General features: G+C 39.4%; 21 protein-coding genes. 16 read left to right on the plus strand and 5 right to left on the minus strand.

The window, feature by feature from the left end; all coding sequences use genetic code 11:
* The coding region (yvcK, locus tag L8106_RS27685) for a gluconeogenesis factor YvcK family protein (RefSeq protein WP_009787875.1) at window positions 1-881 on the plus strand (881 nt) is incomplete at its 5' end.
* Window positions 882-912: 31 nt separating this feature from the next.
* Window positions 913-1,368, plus strand: coding sequence for a bifunctional alanine racemase/tRNA (adenosine(37)-N6)-threonylcarbamoyltransferase complex ATPase subunit type 1 TsaE (locus L8106_RS27690; RefSeq protein ID WP_009787876.1), 456 nt, complete (start codon window positions 913-915; stop codon window positions 1,366-1,368).
* A 71-nt stretch (window positions 1,369-1,439) separates the two neighbouring features.
* On the opposite strand, the gene purH is transcribed toward L8106_RS27690, so the two are convergent.
* A complete protein-coding gene (gene purH, locus L8106_RS27695; protein WP_009787877.1) occupies window positions 1,440-2,987 on the minus strand; it encodes a bifunctional phosphoribosylaminoimidazolecarboxamide formyltransferase/IMP cyclohydrolase in 1,548 nt (515 codons plus the stop codon).
* A gap of 145 nt (window positions 2,988-3,132) precedes the next feature.
* Here purH and L8106_RS27700 point away from each other — a divergent pair, with 145 nt between their 5' ends.
* The gene (locus L8106_RS27700) at window positions 3,133-4,785 is read left to right on the plus strand and encodes a YcjF family protein (protein ID WP_009787878.1); all 1,653 of its coding nucleotides are present in this window, start codon (window positions 3,133-3,135) and stop codon (window positions 4,783-4,785) included.
* Window positions 4,786-4,948: 163 nt separating this feature from the next.
* On the plus strand, window positions 4,949-5,167 hold the full coding sequence (locus L8106_RS27705) for a hypothetical protein (RefSeq protein WP_009787879.1): 219 nt from the start codon (window positions 4,949-4,951) through the stop codon (window positions 5,165-5,167).
* A gap of 189 nt (window positions 5,168-5,356) precedes the next feature.
* Here L8106_RS27705 and L8106_RS27710 read toward each other — a convergent pair whose 3' ends face one another.
* Complete coding sequence (locus L8106_RS27710) at window positions 5,357-6,397, minus strand: YegS/Rv2252/BmrU family lipid kinase (RefSeq protein WP_009787880.1); 1,041 nt, start codon at window positions 6,395-6,397, stop codon at window positions 5,357-5,359.
* Window positions 6,398-6,664: 267 nt separating this feature from the next.
* Here L8106_RS27710 and L8106_RS27715 point away from each other — a divergent pair, with 267 nt between their 5' ends.
* The 11 genes from L8106_RS27715 to L8106_RS27765 all read left to right on the plus strand — a co-directional run bounded on the left by L8106_RS27715 (window position 6,665) and on the right by L8106_RS27765 (window position 17,811).
* Window positions 6,665-7,024 (plus strand): BON domain-containing protein, encoded by a 360-nt coding sequence (locus tag L8106_RS27715; RefSeq protein ID WP_009787881.1) that lies wholly within the window; start codon window positions 6,665-6,667, stop codon window positions 7,022-7,024.
* A gap of 170 nt (window positions 7,025-7,194) precedes the next feature.
* Window positions 7,195-8,352 (plus strand): YcjF family protein, encoded by a 1,158-nt coding sequence (locus L8106_RS27720; protein ID WP_050779195.1) that lies wholly within the window; start codon window positions 7,195-7,197, stop codon window positions 8,350-8,352.
* Between the two features lie 134 nt (window positions 8,353-8,486).
* Window positions 8,487-8,675, plus strand: a complete 189-nt coding sequence (locus tag L8106_RS27725; RefSeq protein ID WP_009787883.1) for a CsbD family protein — start codon at window positions 8,487-8,489, stop codon at window positions 8,673-8,675.
* A gap of 173 nt (window positions 8,676-8,848) precedes the next feature.
* A complete protein-coding gene (locus tag L8106_RS27730; protein ID WP_009787884.1) occupies window positions 8,849-9,082 on the plus strand; it encodes a DUF6335 family protein in 234 nt (77 codons plus the stop codon).
* 290 nt (window positions 9,083-9,372) lie between these two features.
* Window positions 9,373-10,404 carry a hemerythrin domain-containing protein gene (locus L8106_RS27735; protein WP_009787885.1) on the plus strand — a complete coding sequence of 344 codons (1,032 nt, stop codon included), beginning with the start codon at window positions 9,373-9,375 and terminating at the stop codon, window positions 10,402-10,404.
* A gap of 218 nt (window positions 10,405-10,622) precedes the next feature.
* On the plus strand, window positions 10,623-11,483 hold the full coding sequence (locus L8106_RS27740) for an SDR family oxidoreductase (RefSeq protein ID WP_009787886.1): 861 nt from the start codon (window positions 10,623-10,625) through the stop codon (window positions 11,481-11,483).
* 61 nt (window positions 11,484-11,544) lie between these two features.
* Window positions 11,545-13,056 (plus strand): FAD-dependent oxidoreductase, encoded by a 1,512-nt coding sequence (locus L8106_RS27745; protein WP_039897450.1) that lies wholly within the window; start codon window positions 11,545-11,547, stop codon window positions 13,054-13,056.
* An 80-nt stretch (window positions 13,057-13,136) separates the two neighbouring features.
* Window positions 13,137-14,420 (plus strand): DUF389 domain-containing protein, encoded by a 1,284-nt coding sequence (locus L8106_RS27750; protein ID WP_009787888.1) that lies wholly within the window; start codon window positions 13,137-13,139, stop codon window positions 14,418-14,420.
* A gap of 147 nt (window positions 14,421-14,567) precedes the next feature.
* Window positions 14,568-15,116, plus strand: a complete 549-nt coding sequence (locus tag L8106_RS27755; protein WP_009787889.1) for a hypothetical protein — start codon at window positions 14,568-14,570, stop codon at window positions 15,114-15,116.
* A gap of 166 nt (window positions 15,117-15,282) precedes the next feature.
* Window positions 15,283-16,593 (plus strand): phosphatidylserine/phosphatidylglycerophosphate/cardiolipin synthase family protein, encoded by a 1,311-nt coding sequence (locus tag L8106_RS27760; RefSeq protein ID WP_009787890.1) that lies wholly within the window; start codon window positions 15,283-15,285, stop codon window positions 16,591-16,593.
* Between the two features lie 21 nt (window positions 16,594-16,614).
* Complete coding sequence (locus L8106_RS27765) at window positions 16,615-17,811, plus strand: glycoside hydrolase family 10 protein (protein ID WP_009787891.1); 1,197 nt, start codon at window positions 16,615-16,617, stop codon at window positions 17,809-17,811.
* On the opposite strand, the gene L8106_RS27770 is transcribed toward L8106_RS27765, so the two are convergent.
* The 3 genes from L8106_RS27770 to L8106_RS27780 form a co-directional block, all read right to left on the minus strand.
* The gene (locus L8106_RS27770) at window positions 17,771-19,087 is read right to left on the minus strand and encodes a Na+/H+ antiporter NhaC family protein (protein ID WP_009787892.1); all 1,317 of its coding nucleotides are present in this window, start codon (window positions 19,085-19,087) and stop codon (window positions 17,771-17,773) included. The two genes, L8106_RS27765 and L8106_RS27770, sit on opposite strands and share 41 nt — an antisense overlap.
* 158 nt (window positions 19,088-19,245) lie before the next feature.
* Window positions 19,246-20,721: an LCP family protein gene (locus tag L8106_RS27775; protein ID WP_009787893.1), complete on the minus strand. Its 1,476-nt coding sequence runs from the start codon at window positions 20,719-20,721 to the stop codon at window positions 19,246-19,248.
* 70 nt (window positions 20,722-20,791) lie between these two features.
* A complete protein-coding gene (locus L8106_RS27780) occupies window positions 20,792-21,166 on the minus strand; it encodes a hypothetical protein (protein ID WP_009787894.1) in 375 nt (124 codons plus the stop codon).
* 188 nt (window positions 21,167-21,354) lie between these two features.
* On the opposite strand from L8106_RS27780, the gene rpe reads away from it, so the two are divergent.
* Window positions 21,355-22,056, plus strand: coding sequence for a ribulose-phosphate 3-epimerase (gene rpe / locus L8106_RS27785; protein WP_009787895.1), 702 nt, complete (start codon window positions 21,355-21,357; stop codon window positions 22,054-22,056).
* Window positions 22,057-22,093: the final 37 nt, after the last annotated feature.

Raw genomic sequence — 22,093 nt, forward strand, 5'->3', positions numbered from 1 at the left:
CTAATATTACAGCGATTGTCACGGTTGCTGATGATGGCGGGTCTTCTGGACGCTTACGCCGGGAAATTGGGGTGTTGCCTCCAGGGGATATTCGCAACTGTGTGGCGGCTTTGGCTGATGAAGAACAGCTTTTAACAGAACTGTTTCAATACCGTTTTAAGGCGGGTGATGGCTTAAATGGTCACAGTTTTGGAAATCTGTTTTTAACGGTGATGAGCGACATTACAGGGGATTTAGAACGGGCAATTGCGGCGAGTTCTAAGGTTTTAGCCATTCGGGGTCAAGTATTACCTGCAACGCTGAGTGATGTCCATTTGTGGGCAAAATTAGAGGATGGTCGGCGGATTTATGGGGAATCAAGTATTACTGAAGCTAAAGGCAAAATTGTTAAAATTGGCTGTATTCCTTCCGATCCTCCGGCTTTACCGAAAGTGATTCAAGCGATCGTCGAATCAGATTTAATTATTATTGGGCCGGGAAGTTTGTATACGAGTGTGATTCCCAATTTATTGGTGCCTGAAATTACCCAAGCGATCGCCGATGCCAATGTGCCTCGGATTTATGTTTGTAATGCCATGACCCAACCCGGAGAAACGGATAATTATACAGTGGCAGATCATATTTTAGCGATTGATAATGCTTGTGGTTGTCGTTTGTTTGATGCGGTTTTGGTACAGGGAAAAGTGCCGTTAGCGCAATCTTTAATTAAATATGCTCAAGAAGGATCTTATCCGGTAGTATTAGATCGGGATGTGGTGAAACAGTTAGGGCGAAGAATTGTATTAACCAATGTGATAGAAGTCGATGAAACAACGGGTTATATTCGTCACAATTCTCAACGATTAGCCCAAGTGTTGCTTCGTTGGTATTCTCGCACTTAAGCTTAAGATTGACAACAAATTACAGTTAATCATGTCTGGCAAGCAAACGATTTCTCTGGCTGATTCTTCAGCGACTTATCATTTAGGTCAGCGTTTAGGACAATTGCTTTCTCCGGGTTGGATCATTTTACTTGAAGGTGATTTGGGTGCTGGAAAAACAACACTGGTTCAAGGTTTGGGTGCCGGATTAGAGATTCCTGAAAATATTGAAAGTCCTACTTTTACCTTAATTAATGAATATCATTCTGGGCGTGTTCCTCTCTATCATCTTGATTTGTATCGTTTAGAACCCTCGGAAGTTGAACCGTTAAATATTGAATTGTATTGGGAAGGAATCGAAGTTCCCGCCGGAATTACGGCGATAGAATGGGCGGAACGTTTACCTTATCAACCTGCTGATTTTATTCAAATTCGTTTAAAACATCAAGATGATGGGAGTCGTTTGGCGGAGATTATTTATCCCGAATCTTTACCCTTAATTTTGTAGGGAAAAAATCACAAAGACACAAAAAGACTCCCTTAATTTTCTCTGTGCCTTCGTGTTTTTTTACGGTTTAATTAGTGTAAGAAATGACGCATTCCAGTTAATACCATAATCACGCCTAACTCATTTGCGGCTTTAATAGAATCTTCATCTCTCACACTTCCCCCCGGTTGAATAATAGCTATAATTCCGGCGTCTGCTGCGGTTCTCACTGAGTCATCAAAAGGGAAAAATCCATCACTAGCTAAATATCCCCCTTTTGCATTTTCTCCGGCTTGTTCTAGGGCAATTTTCACCGAACCAACGCGGTTCATTTGTCCGGCGCCAACCCCTAAAGTTGTCCGGTTTTTTGTGACAACAATGGCGTTAGATTTAACGTGTTTAACCACCTTCCAGGCTAACAACAATTCGGCTAATTGTTCGGGTGTCGGTTGTTTTTCGGTGACGACTTTCCACGCCTGGGGATTTTCTACCGCATCATCAGAAGTTTGGACTAAAAATCCCCCTGCAATTATTTTAACGGTTTCCGATGGCCCTTGCATTAAATCGGGTAAAATAAACACTCTCAGTTTGGATTTTTTCTGAAGAATTTCTTCGGCTTCCGGTGTACAACTCGGGGCGACAATACATTCTAAAAAGGTTTGGGTTAAAGCGGTGGCGGTATCGGCATCAATAGCACGATTTAACGCTACAATTCCCCCAAAAGCAGAAATAGAATCAGCAGCAAAGGCTTTTTGATAGGCTTCTGAAAGGGTATTTCCCATCGCAACGCCGCAAGGATTAGTATGTTTTAAAACGGCTGCTGCTGGTTCGTCTGGAAACTCGGAAATAATCCGCCTAGCGGCTTCTAAATCCACTAAATTATTATAACTTAACGGTTTACCTTGTAATATTTTTCCTGCCGCCCAACCTGTTGCAACGGTTCCCGTTTGATACCAAGTTGCGGGTTGGTGGGGATTTTCACCATAACGTAGGGCTTGTAATTCGGTGCCGCTGACGCTATAAAGTGCCGGGAGAGGGGTATTTTCAGGGGTTTCTTGTTGTTGTAAATAAGCGGAAATTGCTTGGTCATAAGTGGCGGTATGACGAAAGGCTTTTAACGCGCAATTTTGACGAAATTCTAAAGAAATATCGCCTTGATTTTGACGGATTTGTTCTAAGTATTGGGGATATTGTTGGGGATTACATAATACAGTTAAATGAGCATAATTTTTTGCTGATGCCCTTAACAAAGTTGGCCCGCCAATATCAATATTTTCAATCGCTTCTGTTAACATTACGCCTTCTTTGGCAATCGTTTGTTCAAAGGGATAAAGATTAACAACAACTAAATCAATCGGGCGAATTTCGTGGGTTTCTAACTCTTTTAAATCTTCGGAAACATCCCGACGTGCTAAAATTCCCCCATGAATGCGGGGATGCAAGGTTTTTACTCGTCCCCCCAAAATTTCTGGAAATCCGGTATAATCAGAGACTTTAGTAACAGGTAAACCTGCTTCTTTCAAGGCTTTTGCAGTGCCGCCACTACTGATTAAATCAAACTCAAACTCTTTTACTAACGTTTGGGCAAATTCAATCAATCCCGTTTTATCGGATGTACTCAACAGAGCCAAACGTGCCATGATGCAAACTCCAAACTAGCAGACAACTTAACTATTTTGCCATTGATTCTGCTTTATACCTCATCTATTTCGCAAGTTAGATTCAAACGCCGCTAACATAGGAAATAATCGAAAGTTACCTGCTGCGGTTTTCGCACCTTCTGTTATGCCTGTATCTCGCTTTCTACTTCTGGTTTTCGGCTTCTGTCTGATTCTGGGGTTGATGATTTGGTTGGTGACTTCCATTTCTGGATTATACAGTCAAATCGCTTGGTCTGCTCACCCCATCTTTGCCAATTTGTTTTTGCTGTTGATTTTTGTGTTGTTGGGGCTGTTAATTTTTGCCTTCTTTTATTATACCGGATTATTCAAAAAAACTCAAAAATCTCGCAAAAGACGGGCGGCTAATTTGCAAGTTCCGGTTGATAAAACAGAAGCGGCTGAAGAATCTTTAAAAACAATTCGTCAACAAGTTCACAAAATTCAAGATGAAGTTGCCCGTCAAGCGATTATTAATCGAACAGATGAAATCGAAGAATTTCTATCTCGTGGAAATATTAAAGTTGTTATTTTTGGAACGGGTTCAGCGGGAAAAACATCGATAGTTAATGCGTTAATGGGGCGGATGGTGGGCAAAGTCAATGCACCGATGGGAACGACAGAAGTGGGGGAAACGTATCATTTACAATTAAAAGGGTTAGAACGAGAGATTTTAATTACCGATACACCGGGAATTTTAGAAGCAGGGGAAGCTGGTTCTCATCGGGGAACACTCGCCCGAACGTTAGCAACCGAAGCAGATTTATTATTATTTGTAGTCGATAACGATTTGCGACAATCGGAATATCAACCTTTGTATAGTTTAGCAGAAATTGGCAAGCGATCACTGTTGGTTTTTAACAAAATTGATCGGTATACCGAAGATGATCAAAATATTATTCTTTCTCGTCTAGAAGAACGGGTAAAAACGTTTATTTCCCCAGAAGATATTGTTAGGGTGGCGGCTAATCCTCAAGGGGTTATTTTGGATACTGGAGAACAGTTTAAACCCGAACCCGATATCATGCCATTAATTCGTCAAATGGCGAAAGTTTTACGGGCAGAAGGGGAAGATTTAATCGCGGATAATATCTTATTACAATCTCAACGTTTGGGTGAAGAAGCCCGCCATTTGTTGGATACTCAACGCCGTCGCCAAGCTAATAAAGTTGTTGAACGGTTTCAATGGATAGGGGCGGGAGTGATTGCAGTAACACCTTTACCTGTCGTTGACTTACTCGCAACTGCGGCAGTTAACGCGCAAATGGTGGTGGAAATTGGTAAGATTTATGGCTGTGAATTAAATTTAGAAAGAGGACGAGAATTAGCACTCTCTTTAGCAAAAACTTTGGCGAGTTTGGGTGTGGTTCAAGGGGCGACTCAATTGGTGGCAACTGCCTTACAATTTCATTTTGGAACGATTGTGATTGGGAAGGGAATTCAAGCGGTAACGGCTGCTTATTTAACTCGCATTGCCGGGAAAAGTTTTATTGAGTATTTCCGTCAAGATCAAGATTGGGGTGATGGGGGAATGGCGGAAGTCGTACAACGGCAGTTTAAACTGACTCGAAAAGATGAGTTTGTTAAAAGTTTTATTCAAGATGCAATTGCTCGTGTGATTGAACCCTTAAACTTGAATCAGTCACGGATAGAGGAAGATGAAAATGATGATTATGAAGATGAATCGCAATTGGAATATAAACCCTCAGTGCAACTTAAAAAGGTTAATCCCTTTGAAAATGATTGGCATGATCGAGATTACAAACGAGAGGATTGGTAAGTCTTAAGACATAACATTTTGTTCAGCCTGTTCGTGCTATTTAATCAACTTGAGATTCAGATATCGGACTAAAATCCAAGCTCAAAGAATAATCTATCATTTGATAGATGTTAAACTACAGTATTTTTATTTAATCTGGTGAAACCAAAACTAGAGATTAAAAATGAGTGATAAGAATCAAAGTTTACCCAATCATCTAAAATCAGAAAATTTGACTAAGTTAGAAATGGCAACGTTAATGGTAGCTCAGGGAATGTTAGCTAATCCGGCTTCTGACGAACGAGTAGACAAAGAAAAGTTTGCTGAAGATGCAACTGCTTTTGCTCTGTTATTTTTACAAGCTGCTCAAGCGGTATCTATAGAATTAGAGAATAATCAATAATTTGTTTTTTGAGGTTGGAAATCAAGCTAGATTCAAAGAATTTAAAAGAAGATGATTAACCTATTTATCCTTCATCCAAACAATAGGTTAATTTATTTTTTAATATAAATACATAAAAAGTATATCAGTTAAAGTCTGAATTAAAGTCGATTTAATGTTAGGAGTGCCATCTTTATTTTACCCCTAATTTTAATCTGTAATTCGATAATCTACAATCAAAACATCTATATCACTTTCATCCTTTTCTGTTTGATTTGTATCTACGGATTTACCTGTCTTTGATTTGATTTTCAATCCAGGCAATCCTTCTAATTTTTGAGGCTGTTCTGAAGAAAACTTATCAGGAACAATAACAGTTAGTTTACGAGGAATACACTCTAGTTCAATCGGTGTTTCTCCAATAATTTCTCCATCTAAAACCACTTTTTGAGGGGGATGTGTAGTGATTTTAATTCGTTGAGTTCGTAGATAACCAATATCATCCCGTTCGGCACCATCTTCGTGAATGGCAGACTGGAGTAAATGATAGGATGCAGCTACCGCACTACGGCGATTTGTTGGAGCAATAATTGTCACATCAAAAAGGCCGTCATCCACCACAATACCTGCTGGGCCTTGAGCTAAGATAGAAGAAGCAGGGGCTACATTTGCAACAGTAATTGCTGCTGCATCAACTTCAATAATCTGATCATCTGTTTCCAATGTAGCTTGAAAAATTTCAAATTCTTGCAACTGTTTAAAGGCAGAGAAAAAGTAAGCAAGTATTCCTAAACGATCTTTGGCTTCTCGGTCTGCATCCTCAACCAATTCCGCTTCTACACCTATACCTGCGAGTAGTGTCATGGTTTTTCCGGCGCATTTTCCGAGATCAACAACTCGTCGTTTTCCTCCTAAGATTGTTTTGCAAGCATCTTCAAGATTTTGTGGAATATTAAGAGCATTTGCAAAGGCATTAGCCGTTCCTCGGGCAATAATTCCTAAGGGAACATCGCTTTCTGCTAAAACCCCTGCAACCTGAGAAACAGTACCATCTCCTCCTGAAGCGATCAAACATTCTGCATTTCGTTCTAGGGCTTCACGGGCTAATTGTTGAGCCGATATTTCTTCGGTGGTAAATTGAATCTCTAAATTAAGATGAGGCTCTAAGTGACGCTTAATTTCTGATAGATCCTGATCGGAATCGCTCTGACCGGCGACCGGATTAAAAATCAAACAAGCCGAAGAAAACATAAAAACTTACTCCTGTATTTTAACGAGATTAAGCAATAGGATATCAGGTTTTATTTTTCGAGTTTTAAGCTCGTGTCTAATCATAACAAAAAAATGACACCCTAAAGAAGTGAAATCTAATTTAGATCGTCAGAATAAACAATCTATCTCAGGAAATAGAAAGAAATCAAATTAATTCAGCCAATGGATAGAGGGTAACTTGAAGATTACTAAGATAGGATGAAAGTTAGGATTTGATTGAATTTAGTAATCTTTGGAGCAAATTATATGAGCTGGTTAGGTAGATTATTTGGTAGAGACGAAGAAGAAAAAGCCCGGAAGTCAAAAACGACAAAAACATCAGTTGCTCAAGCTCCTGCATCTACAGGTGGCGGATCAATTCCCTCCGAACGAGTGGGTTTGAATGGAGAATATGATGAAAGTGGTTTGGCCAAACGAGTTGCTTATGCGTTTGATCAAGACTCTGCGATTGATGATATTCAAACACTCTGGGTTGCTCAGACAGGTAGCACGGTGGTTCTAAAAGGAACAGTTCCCAGTCAAGATGCTTTAGATCAAGTGGTTTCTGTTGCTAAAAAAGTTGATGGTGCTGGTAGCGTTGACACTGCTCAAGTTACAGTCAGTTAACAAGATTTCTCGAAAAATTAGGCACTGTCGTAGCAAACTGTCTCGATAGTGCTATTCTATTTTTAAGAGTAGATAGGTCAGATTTACGATTTTGTCTTAATTCTCCTATCATTCAAATTGGCTAATCTATAAGCTTTAAATACTCTAGAAAATTATCAATCAAAATGACAATGGCAGAATCTAAACAAACTTCTTCTGATCACTCTCAAAATTCAGCATCTTCTCACTCCGATCTGGGGACTTGTCTTTATGAAACGACATCAGATTTAAGGAAGGTAGTTGATACCACGATAGAGACAGCAAATCAAGTCGCTCAAGCCAGTGCAGAGCAGGCTAAAAACCTTCTTGAAATTGTTTTTCAAGGAACAGGAGATACGATGGCAGCGATCGCAGAAAATCCCCTCGTTAAATCGATTACAAAACTATTAGGGGCGGACTGGTTAAAAGTAATGTTGGGTCAAGTCAATATTGAAGAAGCCCAACGTAATGTGGAAAAATTGCGGCAAAAATACCCCAATGAAACTGCTGCTGAAATTGCCCACAGAATCATGGTTGAAAAGTCAGTACAAGGTGCAGGAATTGGATTAGCAACAAACTTTATTCCTCCTTTGGCTGCGGTACTTTTTGCTATTGATTTAGCAACAACAACTCGACTGCAAGCGGAAATGATTTATGAAATTGCTGCTGCTTATGGTCTTGATCTCAATGATGCCGAACGTCGGGGAGAAGTTTTAGGAATTTTTGGCTTATCTTTGGGCGGTTCAAGTGCTTTAAAAGTAGGATTTGGTGTGATTGAAGTTATTCCCGGTATTGGTGCATTTGTCGGGGCTTCTTCTAACGCCGTTATGCTGTATGGACTCGGTTATGCTGCTTGTCGATTTTATGAAGCTAAACTTCAACCCGATGGCACAAAATTAACGCCTGCTGAGTTTTATCAAGAACAGGAAAACTATTTTCAACAAGCTTTAGGACAAGAAGAAATTATGGATCAAATTATGGTTCATGCGGTGTTGGAAAGTTCTCCTGAAAAATCTTGGTCTGATGTAATTTCAGAACTTTTACAACAGGGGAATTTTAACTCGAAAACTGCCGAGACGATTGAAAATCACCTAAAAAATCCTCAGCCTTTAGATGATTTATTGCAGCAACTCCATCCTGATTTTGCACCTTCTACCTTGATGCAATGTTATCGAATTGCTCAAAGTGATGGTGTGATTACCGCAAAAGAACTGGAAGTTTTAAAGGTAATTGCTGAGAAATTTGATTTAAGTCTGAATGAAATCGAGAAAAACTATCAAGCTCAATTGAATTCAGCTTCACCATCATAACAGTCTCTCTTAAGATAGGGTCAATGAATCTATCCTGCGGTAGAAGTAGGATAGATATATACTCGATATACTGTGAACAGTTAGCAAAATTATTTGCTGAATTCAAGAATAAAAAAGACAGGAGATCTTTACTTATGAGTAACGAAAATAAAGTAGAAGCTACAATGAAAAATATTGAGGGTAAAGCCCAAGAAGCATTAGGAAATATTACGGGCGATCCTCAAGACCAAGCAGAAGGTAAGGAAAAGCAAGCAGAAGCCGCAGCACAACATACAGTAGAAAATGTGAAAGAAGCGGCAAAACAAAAAATTGAGAATCGCTAAATTATAGAGTGGTTTTATTAAGTTAGTATTGCTCTGGTTGGTGGCTTTACCCCTCGGTTTTCTGGGCTTTCACTGGAAATGTGAATTCAACTCAGAAGAGCGGGGGATTTATTATAATTACTCTCTGTTTTCTTCCAGATGCAAATGATAAGTTCATATTCAAGGAGTCAATAATGGCAACTCAATCTTCTGATCAAAATCTTCCTCAATATCAAACCAAAGTTATTCCAGATACACCTGTAGCCGAGGCAATGGATGCTGTTCCTGAACGTCATGATACAGAAAGTCTAGCCGATGCAGTGGGAATTGATACACCCGATACTAAGCCGCTAGAAGTTAAATCAAAACTCGACCAACGAGATGAACAACGATGGCAACTTGATCCAGATTCGGCAGAAGATCATTAATTAATTCGCTCATTTTGTAACTCAATAAAATATCAGTATTGTCGGGGTACTGTCGTGAGTACCCCGATAATTTTATAGATTCTGAAATTAACAATAATAATATTACTATTTATTTTTGTAGAGAGTTTGGTATGATCAAAGTTTAGTTTTCAGTTTTTTCAGATTCTAGTAATCACTACCTATTCATAAAAGCATTTTTTAACTTATATCAAAAGGAAGATGAATCTCTCCTAGAGCTGCGTAATTATAAAAGATAGGTTTTACAGATCCAGTGTACGAGAGAGAAAACAATGCCTATCACATTAACTGATAACAAACGAGCGACAATTGCTCAAAAGCTAGCAGATATGCGAGCTATTCAAAATTTAATTTTGATGAGTGAACGTCAATTTATTCAAGAATGCAGCGACAATGATATTCGTAGTCGTTTGCAAGATATGATTGAAGATGACGAGAAAAATCTGGGCATTATTGAAACAACAATTACTCAGTACGGAAATCCGGCTGAACCCAAAGACAAAGTTCAAAAAATGGTGAACCAAGCACAGGAAATGATGCAAGGTTCTGAGTTGACCTTGTATGAAAAAATGGCTCAACATGAACTGCTCAAACATGGTCAAGTTCTGTCGGGTTTAGTGGTTCACAAAGCGGCACAAGTTGTGGGTGCTGATGTTCAAGAAGCTCTCGCACCTTTAAATGCAGTTAACTTTGAAAACCGCGCTCATCAGGAGCAATTAAAAGGAATTTTAGAATATTTAGGTACTCGCGAACTCACGGGTCAAGAACCAGATGATAGTATTTGGGGACAAATTCAAGACGCATTAGCGGCTATGACAGGTGTATTAGGAAGTGCCACGACTCAAGCCTCTGATGCTTCCGATATGGATATTATGACCCTAATTTTCATGGATCATCAAAAAGCAAAAACATTGATTCGTGAAATCGAAAAAACTCAAGATCCTAACAAAATTCGGGAGTATTTCGGACAACTTTATAAAGATTTAGTTGCTCATGCTAAAGCTGAAGAAGAAGTTGTTTATCCTCGTATTCGTTCCTTCTACGGTGAGCCTGATACTCAAGAACTTTACGATGAACAAGCAGAACTTGAAAAAGTTCTCAATGAAATGAAAGCAAGCGAACCCAATGCAGAAGCTTTTCAAGCGATGGTGAAGCGCGTTAAAGACATGGTTGGCGACCATACTCGTCAAGAAGAAGGTACTATGTTTGCCGCCATGCGGAAGAACATGAATGATAGTCAACGTGAACAGATGGCGACAGAGTTTAAAGAAGCAAAGAAACGCTTACAAACTCAAATGCAGTAATTATCAATTTTAGAAAAGTTTGTTTTTTACGCTGTTAAAATGATCTAACAGTTCAGGTAAAAAACAGTAAATCTCAACACTAATTATTGCAATCTGAGTCAATAAGCTGAAAAGTTAATATCTCAACTTGTATTAATTTTTCAGCTTTCTAACTCTCCTCATCCCTTTTTGGCAACACAGAAACTCAAATTAAACCTCTGAAACTTTAGGAGTTATCCATGACAATTACACCCAATAAAATTCCCTCTCAATCTCAAGATAGACAACCTGCATTAGAGTCAGAAATGACTCCAAGACCTCAATACGACGATCCCAATTATAAAGGCAGTGGCAAACTGCAAGATAAAGTTGCTTTAATTACCGGTGGCGATAGTGGAATTGGTCGCTCGGTGGCAGTTTATTATGCCAAAGAAGGTGCTGATGTTGCCATTGTCTATTTAGATGAAACCAACGACGCTCAAGAAACTCAAAAAGCCGTTGAAAGTGTAGGTCGCCGTTGTTTATTGATTGAAGGTGATATTCGCAACGAAACCTTTTGTCACGAAGCCGTTCAAAAAACTATCGATGAATTTGGCAAGTTAAATATTCTTGTCAATAATGCTGCGGAACAATATTATGAACCGAGCATTGAAGATATTGATTCAGCTCGACTCGGTAGCATTTTTGCAACCAATATTTTCTCGATGTTTTACTTTACGAAAGCAGCTATGCCTCATTTAAAAGAGGGTAGCACAATCATCAACACTACTTCCATTAATGCTTACAAAGGGAATGCTTCTTTATTAAGCTATTCGACTACAAAAGGCGCGATTTTAGCCTTTACTCGCTCACTTTCTCAACCTTTAATTGAAAAAGGAATTCGCGTGAACGGCGTTGCTCCTGGCCCGATTTGGACTCCCTTTATTCCTGATGCTTTTGGGGGTGATGACGTGAGTAACTTTGGGAAGCAAGTCCCGATGCAACGTCCAGGTCAGCCGAAAGAAGTTGCTCCCTGTTTTGTCTTTTTAGCATCAGAAGATTCCTCATATATGGCAGGACAAGTTCTGCATCCAAATGGCGGTGTTGTCGTCGGGGCATAAGTTATTTATTCAACTCAATTCGGGAAAAATCCCGAATTTTTTAATTCAAAAAAACAAGATTATGATTCACTCATTACCTAAACAATCTCAATCATTTTGGATCGATTCTACATTAGAATCCAACTATCCTTCTCTCTGTGAAAATATCTCCGTAGATGTTGCAATTGTGGGAGGAGGTTTAGTCGGAATATCCGCAGCAAAATTACTCAAACAAGCCGGAAAAACCGTCGCTGTTTTAGAAGCTGAACAAGTTGGCGCTGGCGTGTCTGGACATACAACCGCTAAAATTAGTTCCTTACACCAGCTAATTTACGCAGATTTAATTAAACAACATGGTGAAGAAAAAGCACGTTTATATGGTGAATCTAATCAAGCCGCTCTTGAACAGTATGCAAATCTGATTCAAAGTGAGCAAATAGACTGTGATTTTGAACGCAAAGACATCTACACCTTTGCAGCGTCTCTGGATAATTTAGATAAAATAAAAGCAGAATTTGAAGCTGCCGTAAAATTAGGATTACCCGCTTCTTTCGTCCAACAAACAGGCTTACCTTTTGAGATAGCCGGAGCCGTAAAATTTGATAATCAAGCTCAATTTCATCCTCGAAAATACATTTTACATTTAGCTAAAACCATTCACGGTGAAGGCAGTTACATCTTTGAACACACCCGAATCAAAACCGTTGAAGGTGAAAATCCTTGTCAGGTCATAGCCGAAAATGGTTGTATTGTCACCGCTCAAGATGTCATTATTGCCACAAATTTACCCATATTAGATCAAGGATTATTTTTTGCAAAAGCCTATCCTAAACGCTCTTATTTAATCGGAGCCTGGATTGATTCTACCAAAGATCCACAAGGAATGTTTATTGGCGTGGGTCAAGATTATCACTCCATTCGCACCACTCCCCATGAAGGAAAAACACTGCTTTTAATCGGAGGAAAAGGACATAAAGTAGGTGAAGCTGATGATACAGAAGTCTTATACAAACAACTGGCAGATTATGCTTATTCTACTTTTGGAGTCGAAGAAATTGCCTATCGATGGTCAACTCAGGATATGGTTTCTTTTGACCAACTTCCTTATATTGGTAAGCTCACTCCCATGAATAATCACACTTATGTCGCAACAGGTTTTAGTTTGTGGGGAATGAGTAAGTCAATGATGTCAGCAATGATATTATCTGATCTGATTTTAGGTAAAGAAAATCCTTGGGCTAACCTCTATGATTCCACTCGTCCAACACCATTTGTGACTCAAGAATCAATTAAGAAAAATCTTGATGTTGGTATGCACTGGGTTGGTGATCGTTTAAAAGGTCTGTTAGATTCTCCTGAAAAAGTTGGCATCGGCGAAGGTAAAGTGGTCAATGTAAATGGCGATCAAATCGGTGCTTATCGAGATGAGTCAGGTACTTTACATCAAGTCTCGGCAGTGTGTACACATTTGGGATGTATTGTCTCTTGGAATCCGGCTGAAAAAAGTTGGGATTGTCCCTGTCATGGCGCTCGATTTAACTGTGAAGGAGAGGTGATTCAGGCTCCTGCGGTTAAGGATTTGAAAAAATACTAATCATCTAAAACTACAGAGTTGGAGGTTGCTTAATTTGAGTAATCTCCAAGATAATTAAGGGTAAATAAAAGGGTTAATAAATGCGTCAGTTATGGGTTCAAGTACCAAACGGTCAGGGAAAAAAAGTTCTGAGTATTGCTCAAGCTCATCAGGGAGTTAACCTCGCTCGGTTTGCTGTAATTGATGATAAAGAATCACAAGAATTAGTGTTAATTAATGTCTCTAATAAACAAATTGAAAGTTTGCTCAACCAGTTAGAAAATATTCCTCATTTACACGTTACTTTGATTCCTCATGGTATCATTGCACTCCATCCTCCCGCTTCTGAAGCACCGGAACAAATTAAAGAAGTACAAGAACGTAGTCCTATAGAAATCTTCCTCGCTGCCTTACAAAGTGTAGGCTCCTGGCGAGGATTTTTGGGTTATGCGGGACTCGCCGGAGTTGTAGTTTGGATTGGTTTATTTACAAATACTAATTATTTATTGGTTGCGGCGATGTTAATTGCTCCTTTTGCAGGGCCAGCAATGAATACGGCAATCGCTACGGCGAGAGGAGATTTAACATTATTATGGCGAAGTTTATTGCGTTATTTTGTAGCAATTCTTGTCACGATTTTTGTAGCAGCAGCGTTGAGTTTAATTTTTGGTCAAGAAATCCCCACTAGCTTGATGCTAACAAACAGTCAAATCTCCTCAGTTGCCGTGTTACTTCCGATTACAGCAGGTGCCGCAGGCGCGATTAATTTAATGCAGTCAGAACGCAGTAGTTTAGTCTCTGGAGCGGCGACTGGAATGCTTGTTGCTGCCTCCCTTGCACCCCCGGCTGGAACGGCAGGAATGGCGCTGTCTCTCGGAAGAATGGATATTTTTATGGGCAGTATTTTTTTAGTGATATTGCAACTGGTCGGGATTAATTTATCAGCAGCAATTTTGTTTCGTTTTTATGGAGGTTTATCCTCAAAGGGAGCGCGTTATGATCGAGGTAAAAAATGGGTATTTCCAGTCACGTTAGGAATCACAACTTTGGTTTTAATCGGACTGCTGAATTGGCAGTTTTTCAATACACCTAACTTGGAACGTTCGAGTCGCGCTCAACGGGCTACGGCAGACATTCAACAAGTTGTTCGAGACAATCCCTTAGTAAAGCTTGTAGAAGCCAATATTCGCTTTACACGCTCGAATATCGAAGACCAAAATACATTACTTTGTATCCTCTATGTACAACGAGGTTCAGAGGTTACACTCTCCAAAGAAAAGATTAGTGAAAGTCTCACGAGTGATATTCAAAATTATATTAAAAAAGTTGGATATGACGTTACTCCTTTAGTTGAGGTTACTGTTTTTGATCCTCCTGAACTCTGATCACCTATTTTTTAACAATAAGTCGCTCTCCCTCGCTCGATTGTAATCAAATAATGCCCAAAGATAGACAAGGTTTAAATCAAAATGAATTAAAATTAAAGGAGAAGATTTTTTTCTTATCCTCATTGTTCTCGGTCATATTTTAAGATGAATACTAATAAATCTGGCTTAATCGGGCTGACTACCATTTTGACTTCTGCTATTTTGATCATAGAAAAGGAAACACAAACAGTCTCAGGTTCCTCAGTTGCGAGTAAACTGAATACAAAAAGTCAGGATAAATCATTTCCAGTTTTGTTTTCAGGGAAGTTCAAATCTGAAACTTTAAATTATTTTAAAAAGGCGGAAATTTCCAAAGAAAATGGTCAGTTTTATTTGAAACTAAGTCTGAAAGTAGAGATGATTAACGCCGATTCAGACTTCTACCTGCTGTTAAACCCTAAAAAACAGCCTTCCAGGAAACATCACCCGCAAGAGTTCGATCAAACAATCAATTTAGGTATTCTCCAAAAATCCCCAGGAGTTCAATATTATTCTCTGTCAAAAATTCAGAATCCAGCTCAATATAAGTCTGTCATAATTTGCTCAGAGCGTAACCCTGAAATAATTGCTTGTGCTGATTTAGAAGCCGCGAGTCGAATGGGTTCTATAATGAAGGCAATCAGTGAGATTGGTGATATCATTGAAAATCAGTAGTCAAAGGCTAAAATTCATAAAACCATGACTATTCCCTCGGGTTACAACTGACACCCGTATTGAATTAGTTGTATGATATTTTGAGGACAATATCCTCTGAGCTTTAGAGATTTTTATCCTGCTGGCGACTACTGATGGATCATCATCAACTTATTAATAAACTCAAATGCTATCGTTTGATCACTGGTTGAGTGTAATTCTGTTAATTGGGGTTTGTCTCACAATTGTCATCCTCATTGTTTTGTATATTCAAGGTGTATTTCGGCGAAGAATTCACTATAAAATTTTTAACTTTCCTTCAACAGATGCGCCTAATTTTGCCTTGACAATTGCAAGTTTATCTGATTCTTTTATCAATAATGCTGAGGTGATAAAATTTTGGGTCAAAGCGGATGAAATCCAACCCGCCCGTTTAAACGCCATTCGGAACGCCCAACATCGAATTCTGTTTGAAACCTATATTATGACCCCTGGTGAACGAGCTAATGCTTTTGCAACTGCACTGATTGAAAAAGCAAATGCTGGGGTAACAGTACAAGTCATTGTTGATAGTTATGGAGCAAAATCTGTTCCTGAACGATACTGGAAAAACTTAGAAATTCATGGGATAGAAATACGTTTTTTTAATCCCTTTAGTTGGCGATCACCTTACGATTATCTCCAACGCAGTCACCGTAAATTACTCTTAATTGATGATCAAATTGCTCTGATTGGTGGTGCTGGAATGTCTGACTATTGGGATGGTATTCCCGAACAAGGAGATCGAGCGCCTTGGTTTGATTTTGAAGTTCAATTTGAAGGATCTGTTGTTGAACGTCTTCATGGTCTTTTTATTCAACATTGGCTTGACTCCGGAAAAACGATTGATCTTAGTCAAAATCCTTTACCTCAAGAAACTTCAATTCAACAATTACAAACCTCTCAACCCACGGTACTCGTAACATCCGGTGAAGATCCCTCTTACCGAGATTCTTCCATTCGCGCTCTTTACCAAACATTAATAATGGCGGCTCAATCTCGAATTTGGATTGCTAGCCCTTATTTTTTGCCGTTTTCTAATATACAAAAACTACTCATTGAAGCAAAACATCGAGGTGTAGATGTACGAATTTTAACGATGGGATCGAAAACAGATAAGCCCTTTGTTCACTATTCAGCACGGGAACTTTATAAAAACTTACTGCGTGAAGGAATAGAGATTTATGAATATCAACCCAGTATGATGCACGGTAAAACTCTACTGATTGATAACGGTTGGGTTAGCTTGGGAAGCGCGAACTTCGATCCCCGTAGTTTTTGGAGTAATGATGAGTTAAATCTTTCCACTTCACAACCTTTTTTATGTCAAAATATTGAAAACTTTCTTTTAAATGGTTTCAGTGAAAGTCAGTGTATTAGTTACCAAGAGTGGAAACATCGTCCTTTGATTCAAAAAATTCGGGGGAAAGTCATGTTATTATTTTATTTGCTGTTATAACCTTGACCTCCGCTATCAATTATGTTGAAAGGCTTTAAACAAACGCGAATCATTCCTCAGTTTCTCACTTTTATTGTTAGCCTGTGTTTCGTTCTCTTCATCATCAAACCCGCCTTAACAATTACTCCCCCAGTGCAAGAAATTCGCGGCGTTTGGCTCACAAATATTGATAGCGAGGTTTTATTTTCTCGACGAGGTATTACAGAAGCCTTAAATCGCTTAAAAACCCTCAACTTTAATACAATCTATCCGACAGTTTGGCAAGGCGGTTATACCCTCTATCCGAGTGCAGTTGCTCAACAGTATTTCGGACAATCTCTCGACCCCACACCTGGATTAAAAGGACGAGATATTTTACAAGAATTAGTCAGACAAGGACATCAAAAAGGTTTAACTGTTATCCCTTGGTTTGAGTTTGGATTTATGGCACCGGCTGACTCAGATTTAGCTAAACAACATCCCGACTGGCTGACTCGTCGTTTCGATGGAACATTGATTAAAAAAGAGGGAAATGATGAGCGAGTTTGGTTGAATCCTTTTCATCCCGAAGTTCAACAATTTATCCTCGATTTAATTGTAGAAATTGTCACGAATTACAATATTGACGGGATTCAATTTGATGATCATTTTGGTTTACCCTCAGAATTCGGTTATGATGAATATACGGTGAATCTTTATCAAGCCGAACATCAAGGAAAATCACCCTCAGAAGATTTTTATGAAACCTATTGGGTGAGATGGCGAGCCGATAAAATTAACCAATTTGTGAAACGGGTTTTTGAAACGGTTAAAGCAATCGATCAAAAGTGTATTATTTCCCTGTCTCCTAATCCGCTTCATTTTGCTTTACCTGCTTATTTACAAGATTGGTTTACTTGGGAAAGAAAGGGTTGGATTGAAGAAATTGTTTTACAGGTTTATCGTCCTGATTTAGAACGTTTTATCACTGAGTTAGAACGTACAGAAGTAGATCTTGCAAAAAATCATATTCCCTTTGCTGTGGGGATTTTAAGCGGGTTAAAAAATCGTCCAACGCCGATGAATATGATCAAAAATCAAGTGCAAGCAACCCGAAATCACGAACTCGCTGGAGTTTCATTCTTCTTCTATGAAAGCTTGTGGAATTGGGCGGAAGAATCCCCAAAAGAACGTCAAAATAAACTACAAAGACTCTTTCCTAATTCAGCCTTACGTCCTTCGGTTTATGGAGTAAATTAAATAGTGGAATCAAATATAAATAAAACGCATAAGGAAGACAGTTAAAATCACTCATCAGTAGCGTCACCGGAACTAAACCCGCAATATTCCAAGGAATCAAAGGAGAAATCATCACAACGGTATTTTCTAGATCAACTGCTAATTGCTCATTCTTTAGCTGTAAAGTTTGATATCTTTTTTGTACGAGTTGTTGGGTGAGTAAAATCGCGATGGTTTGGGTACAACCGTAGGCGGCTGAGAGAGTACCAATCAATATTGTCGCTAAAAATAAATGCTGTTGAGATTTGGCTTTGTTTAAAAACTGTTCGATAAAGTTTAAAATATGAGTTTCAGCTAATATTCCCGCCAAAGCTGTCGAGATAATCACAATTAAAACAACTTTTCCCATAGAAATAATTCCTCCTCCAATCAAAATAGGTTGTAACGGCGAGGATTCATTTAGCTCAAATCCTCTGAAGATAAACTCTAATAATTCTAAAACGCTATAGTGTTGATAAACTAAAGCAATTAAACTTGCAATTCCGATACTAATCAGCATTGAAAGTTTGACTTCAACTTGAAAAAATGCTAAGATAAAAATAACGAAAGCAGGTAACAATAAAAGGGGCTGAGGATGGAAAGTTTTAATAATTTCTGAGAGCAGTATTGTGTTGGTGATTGAAATCGGATTTAATCTTGATAAAATCAAATAGATTAGACTCGTTAAAATCAAGGGAATAAATCCCGTTTTGAGCATATTTTTAATATTGGGATAAAGTTGAGTTTGAGTCACACTCGCAATTAAATTAGCACTCGATGACATCGGAGAACAGCGATCGCCAAAATAAGCCCCAGATAGAATCGCTCCGGCGACTAAATTTGAATTCACTCCACTATCACTCGCCATAATCATTAAAGCAATTCCAATCGTTCCTACCGTTCCAAATGAAGTTCCAATTAAGAGAGAAACCAAACTGGTTAAGAGGAATGCAAATAGGATAAAATAGTTAGGGTTAATGATTTGAATGCCATAAAAAACGAGGCTGGGTACTGTTCCGGCTGTCATCCAACTCGCAGTCACAGCACCAATGAGGAGTAAAATTATCAAAACCGGAAAAGACTTTTTAGCACCTGCGATCGCCATTTTTATCAAGTCTTTCAACAAAAACCCTCGCCTGACGAGAATCACGATCCAGAGTAACAACGAAGCGAGTAAAGGATAAAAAACAAAGTACCCTTTGAGGGTACTAAAAATCAACAAAATAAACGAAATAACCAGAGTAATAAGTAAATCCATGCAGTGGACTAGAAAAGATAGAGGACTGCACACTTAGCCGCATAAAATCATCAAATAAAAACAGAAACTTCCTCCTTTTTATCCTGAAACTTGTTTCCTGCGCTGCTCAAAATAATTAGAGATCTGAGGTTGGAATGTGATGCACCTGAATCTAAAAATTAATTAAAGTTCTCAATTCTAATCGATTCTGAATCTTCACGGTTTTCTGTTTCTGTTTCCGTTTCTAGATTCTCTAATTGCTGTTGTTTCTCGTATTTTTCGAGCCAATCTCGCCCTAACTGAATGGTTACATCAGACTCTAAAAACCCGGTACTTTCAACCACCACTTTTCCAAAACCTAAAGCCCGTTGAATCGATTCAGCGCCCTCAGTATCACCATCTTGAGCAACAATTCGAGTTACTTCTAAAGGTTGAGTCCAAGGCTTAGAAACCTTAACATTCCAGAACCCATCATCATTGAGTTCCATCACCAAACCATCAACCGCATCCCAATCATCTGTACTGTCTTGAATTGCAATTCTCAAATCTCGGCTATCAACATTTTCAAAACGCCAAGAATCATAGCCAAAATCAAAATGTTTAGCCAAAATTCCATCTAAACGGCTGTAGTCAGGTAGCCAATAACTCGCCTTATAATCTTTCGGATCGCTAAATTCTCCGGGAACCATTAACATCTCAATATTTTCTTGGTTCACATGAGTTGCAAAATTCACCAAAGCGACTAATTCCTCTAAACTTAAATTCGTGTCAATATGAGACTGAATAATCGAAACGAGCTTGGGAAGTCGAGAAATTGTCCCTACGTTTAACGCCTGTTCCATAAAGGCTCGCATTAAAATTTGCTGTCGCTGAACCCGGCCAATATCACCTAAACTATCCTGACGAAAGCGCAAAAATTGTAACACCTGAGAGCCATTGAGATGATGTTGACCCTGTTCTAAATTAATGTACAAATGTTGACTATCATCGCTATATTTCATATCTTTGGGAACATAAATATCTAAACCGCCCAAAGCATCAATCAGTTTTTCAACCCCTTGAACATTGACACGAACATAGCGATCAACTCCCACACCTCCTAACAACTCACTCGTTGCTTTGGCACTCAAAGCAGGACCCCCATAATAGTTCGCATCATTAATTTTTGTCATACCCATTCCCTCAACATAAGTGCGAGTATCTCGAGGAACAGACAAAACTTTTAACTTCTTTTCAGCCGGATCAAACCGAACCAAAAGCATGGTATCTGATAACCCTTTAAACGAATCTACGAGGGCGTGATACCCCATATCTTCTTGAGATTCATCTTCCAAGTCCGAGGTGAGGACTTTAATCCCTAAAACCAGAATATTAACCGGGCGAGTTAATTGAGGAAAACGCAAATTTCCCCGAGCCATTTCGTTCTTAGAAAATACAGCGGCTTCCTCTGCGGTCAACTTTTGCTGCATCAACGGTGTCGTGGAAAGAGAGACAGCGAGTAATGCACCTGCGGTTGCAGAGATGGTCGCCACTCCCGCTAGCCCTAATGCTAACCCTAACCATCGTCCAGGGCCAGATTGGGAGAGTTTCTTGAGAATCGGTTGAGTTGTTTTCGGTTGACGCAATAGATGATGATGATTTCTACGAGCAGACACAGGCTTCCTCACACACAAAATAACGTTTTTTTATCAATAGCTGGAAAACAGTGAAAAACTGTCTCCAGAGTCAAGACAGATGCTTCTTCAGCACTTTTTCCGCCAGGTGACTCATTCCCGGCAACCAGATCGGCTGACGTTGCCAAAGACGAATCATTAATCCAAAACAAACTATAAAATAACTGGTTGTCAATATGCTACTACTTAACAACAGAGGCAACTTTAAAAATTCCGTTGTACTAGAGCCTGCCTCTAATGCCAAATGTCCCAGAAGCCAACTGAGAGCCAAGATCACCGCCAAGCGACTGGTTGCTCTGTGTTGGGGTGTTCCCTGACGGCGATACAAAGTCCACAGCGCCGGAAAAACGCCGATGACTGGAACCAAATAAACAAACAGTCGAACGTGTTGGTCATCCGGATAGTCTAGGGGATCGATTTTAGTCATAATATCTCCTGTCGTTCGTTAAGCCTTCAATCACATACGAGGGAGTTTGGACTTCGGATTGGTGTTTCCTACAAAAAATCTTGATCCCTGATGGCTAGATCTATCAAACTCGTCAGTAGCCGTCCATACAGCAGAACAAATTCTGATACACTGAATACAACCCCAGATGTAGGAGAACATATTACACCATGACCCAGTCCAAAAAACAAACTGTTATCTCTCCATCTATATTATCGGCCGATTTTAGTCGCTTGGGAGACGAAGTTCGCGCAGTAGATGAAGCCGGCGCCGATTGGATTCACGTTGATGTGATGGACGGTCGTTTTGTTCCTAATATTACCATTGGTCCGTTAATCGTCGAAGCGCTTCGACCTGTCACTCGCAAACCCCTTGATGTTCACTTGATGATTGTTGAACCAGAAAAGTATGTTGAGGATTTTGCCAAGGCGGGCGCTGATATTATCTCGGTTCACGCCGAACACAACGCCTCTCCTCACCTCCACCGTACTTTAGGTCAAATTAAAGAACTCGGTAAGCAAGCAGGGGTTGTACTGAATCCTGGGACTCCTTTAGAGTTGATTGAATACTCTTTGGATCTGTGTGATTTGGTGTTGATTATGAGTGTTAACCCCGGTTTTGGCGGTCAAAGCTTTATTCCCGGTGTTGTTTCCAAAATTCAAAAGTTGCGTCAAATGTGTGATCAACGGGGTTTAGATCCTTGGATCGAAGTCGATGGCGGCTTGAAAGTTAATAATACTTGGCAGGTTTTAGAAGCGGGTGCCAATGCAATTGTAGCGGGTTCTGCGGTATTTAAAGCGTCTGATTACGCCGAAGCGATCGCTGGAATTCGTAACAGCAAGCGTCCGACTCCTGAGTTAGCGACTGTATAAAATAACGTTTGTTAGATCTAGAACTTAAGATTTTTCT

It is taken from the genome of Lyngbya sp. PCC 8106 (assembly GCF_000169095.1).
Lineage (GTDB): Bacteria > Cyanobacteriota > Cyanobacteriia > Cyanobacteriales > Microcoleaceae > Capilliphycus.

Coding starts and splice junctions, on each gene's coding strand:
- L8106_RS27690 (WP_009787876.1), top strand. CDS start 913: ATGTCTGGCAAGCAAACGATTTCTCTGGCTGATTCTTCAGCGACTTAT.
- L8106_RS27710 (WP_009787880.1), bottom strand. CDS start 6,397: ATGTTTTCTTCGGCTTGTTTGATTTTTAATCCGGTCGCCGGTCAGAGC.
- L8106_RS27740 (WP_009787886.1), top strand. CDS start 10,623: ATGACAATTACACCCAATAAAATTCCCTCTCAATCTCAAGATAGACAA.
- L8106_RS27770 (WP_009787892.1), bottom strand. CDS start 19,087: ATGGATTTACTTATTACTCTGGTTATTTCGTTTATTTTGTTGATTTTT.
- L8106_RS27760 (WP_009787890.1), top strand. CDS start 15,283: ATGCTATCGTTTGATCACTGGTTGAGTGTAATTCTGTTAATTGGGGTT.
- L8106_RS27715 (WP_009787881.1), top strand. CDS start 6,665: ATGAGCTGGTTAGGTAGATTATTTGGTAGAGACGAAGAAGAAAAAGCC.
- L8106_RS27750 (WP_009787888.1), top strand. CDS start 13,137: ATGCGTCAGTTATGGGTTCAAGTACCAAACGGTCAGGGAAAAAAAGTT.
- L8106_RS27720 (WP_050779195.1), top strand. CDS start 7,195: ATGGCAGAATCTAAACAAACTTCTTCTGATCACTCTCAAAATTCAGCA.
- purH (WP_009787877.1), bottom strand. CDS start 2,987: ATGGCACGTTTGGCTCTGTTGAGTACATCCGATAAAACGGGATTGATT.
- L8106_RS27765 (WP_009787891.1), top strand. CDS start 16,615: ATGTTGAAAGGCTTTAAACAAACGCGAATCATTCCTCAGTTTCTCACT.
- L8106_RS27705 (WP_009787879.1), top strand. CDS start 4,949: ATGAGTGATAAGAATCAAAGTTTACCCAATCATCTAAAATCAGAAAAT.
- L8106_RS27725 (WP_009787883.1), top strand. CDS start 8,487: ATGAGTAACGAAAATAAAGTAGAAGCTACAATGAAAAATATTGAGGGT.
- L8106_RS27730 (WP_009787884.1), top strand. CDS start 8,849: ATGGCAACTCAATCTTCTGATCAAAATCTTCCTCAATATCAAACCAAA.
- L8106_RS27755 (WP_009787889.1), top strand. CDS start 14,568: ATGAATACTAATAAATCTGGCTTAATCGGGCTGACTACCATTTTGACT.
- L8106_RS27745 (WP_039897450.1), top strand. CDS start 11,545: ATGATTCACTCATTACCTAAACAATCTCAATCATTTTGGATCGATTCT.
- L8106_RS27780 (WP_009787894.1), bottom strand. CDS start 21,166: ATGACTAAAATCGATCCCCTAGACTATCCGGATGACCAACACGTTCGA.
- L8106_RS27700 (WP_009787878.1), top strand. CDS start 3,133: ATGCCTGTATCTCGCTTTCTACTTCTGGTTTTCGGCTTCTGTCTGATT.
- L8106_RS27735 (WP_009787885.1), top strand. CDS start 9,373: ATGCCTATCACATTAACTGATAACAAACGAGCGACAATTGCTCAAAAG.
- rpe (WP_009787895.1), top strand. CDS start 21,355: ATGACCCAGTCCAAAAAACAAACTGTTATCTCTCCATCTATATTATCG.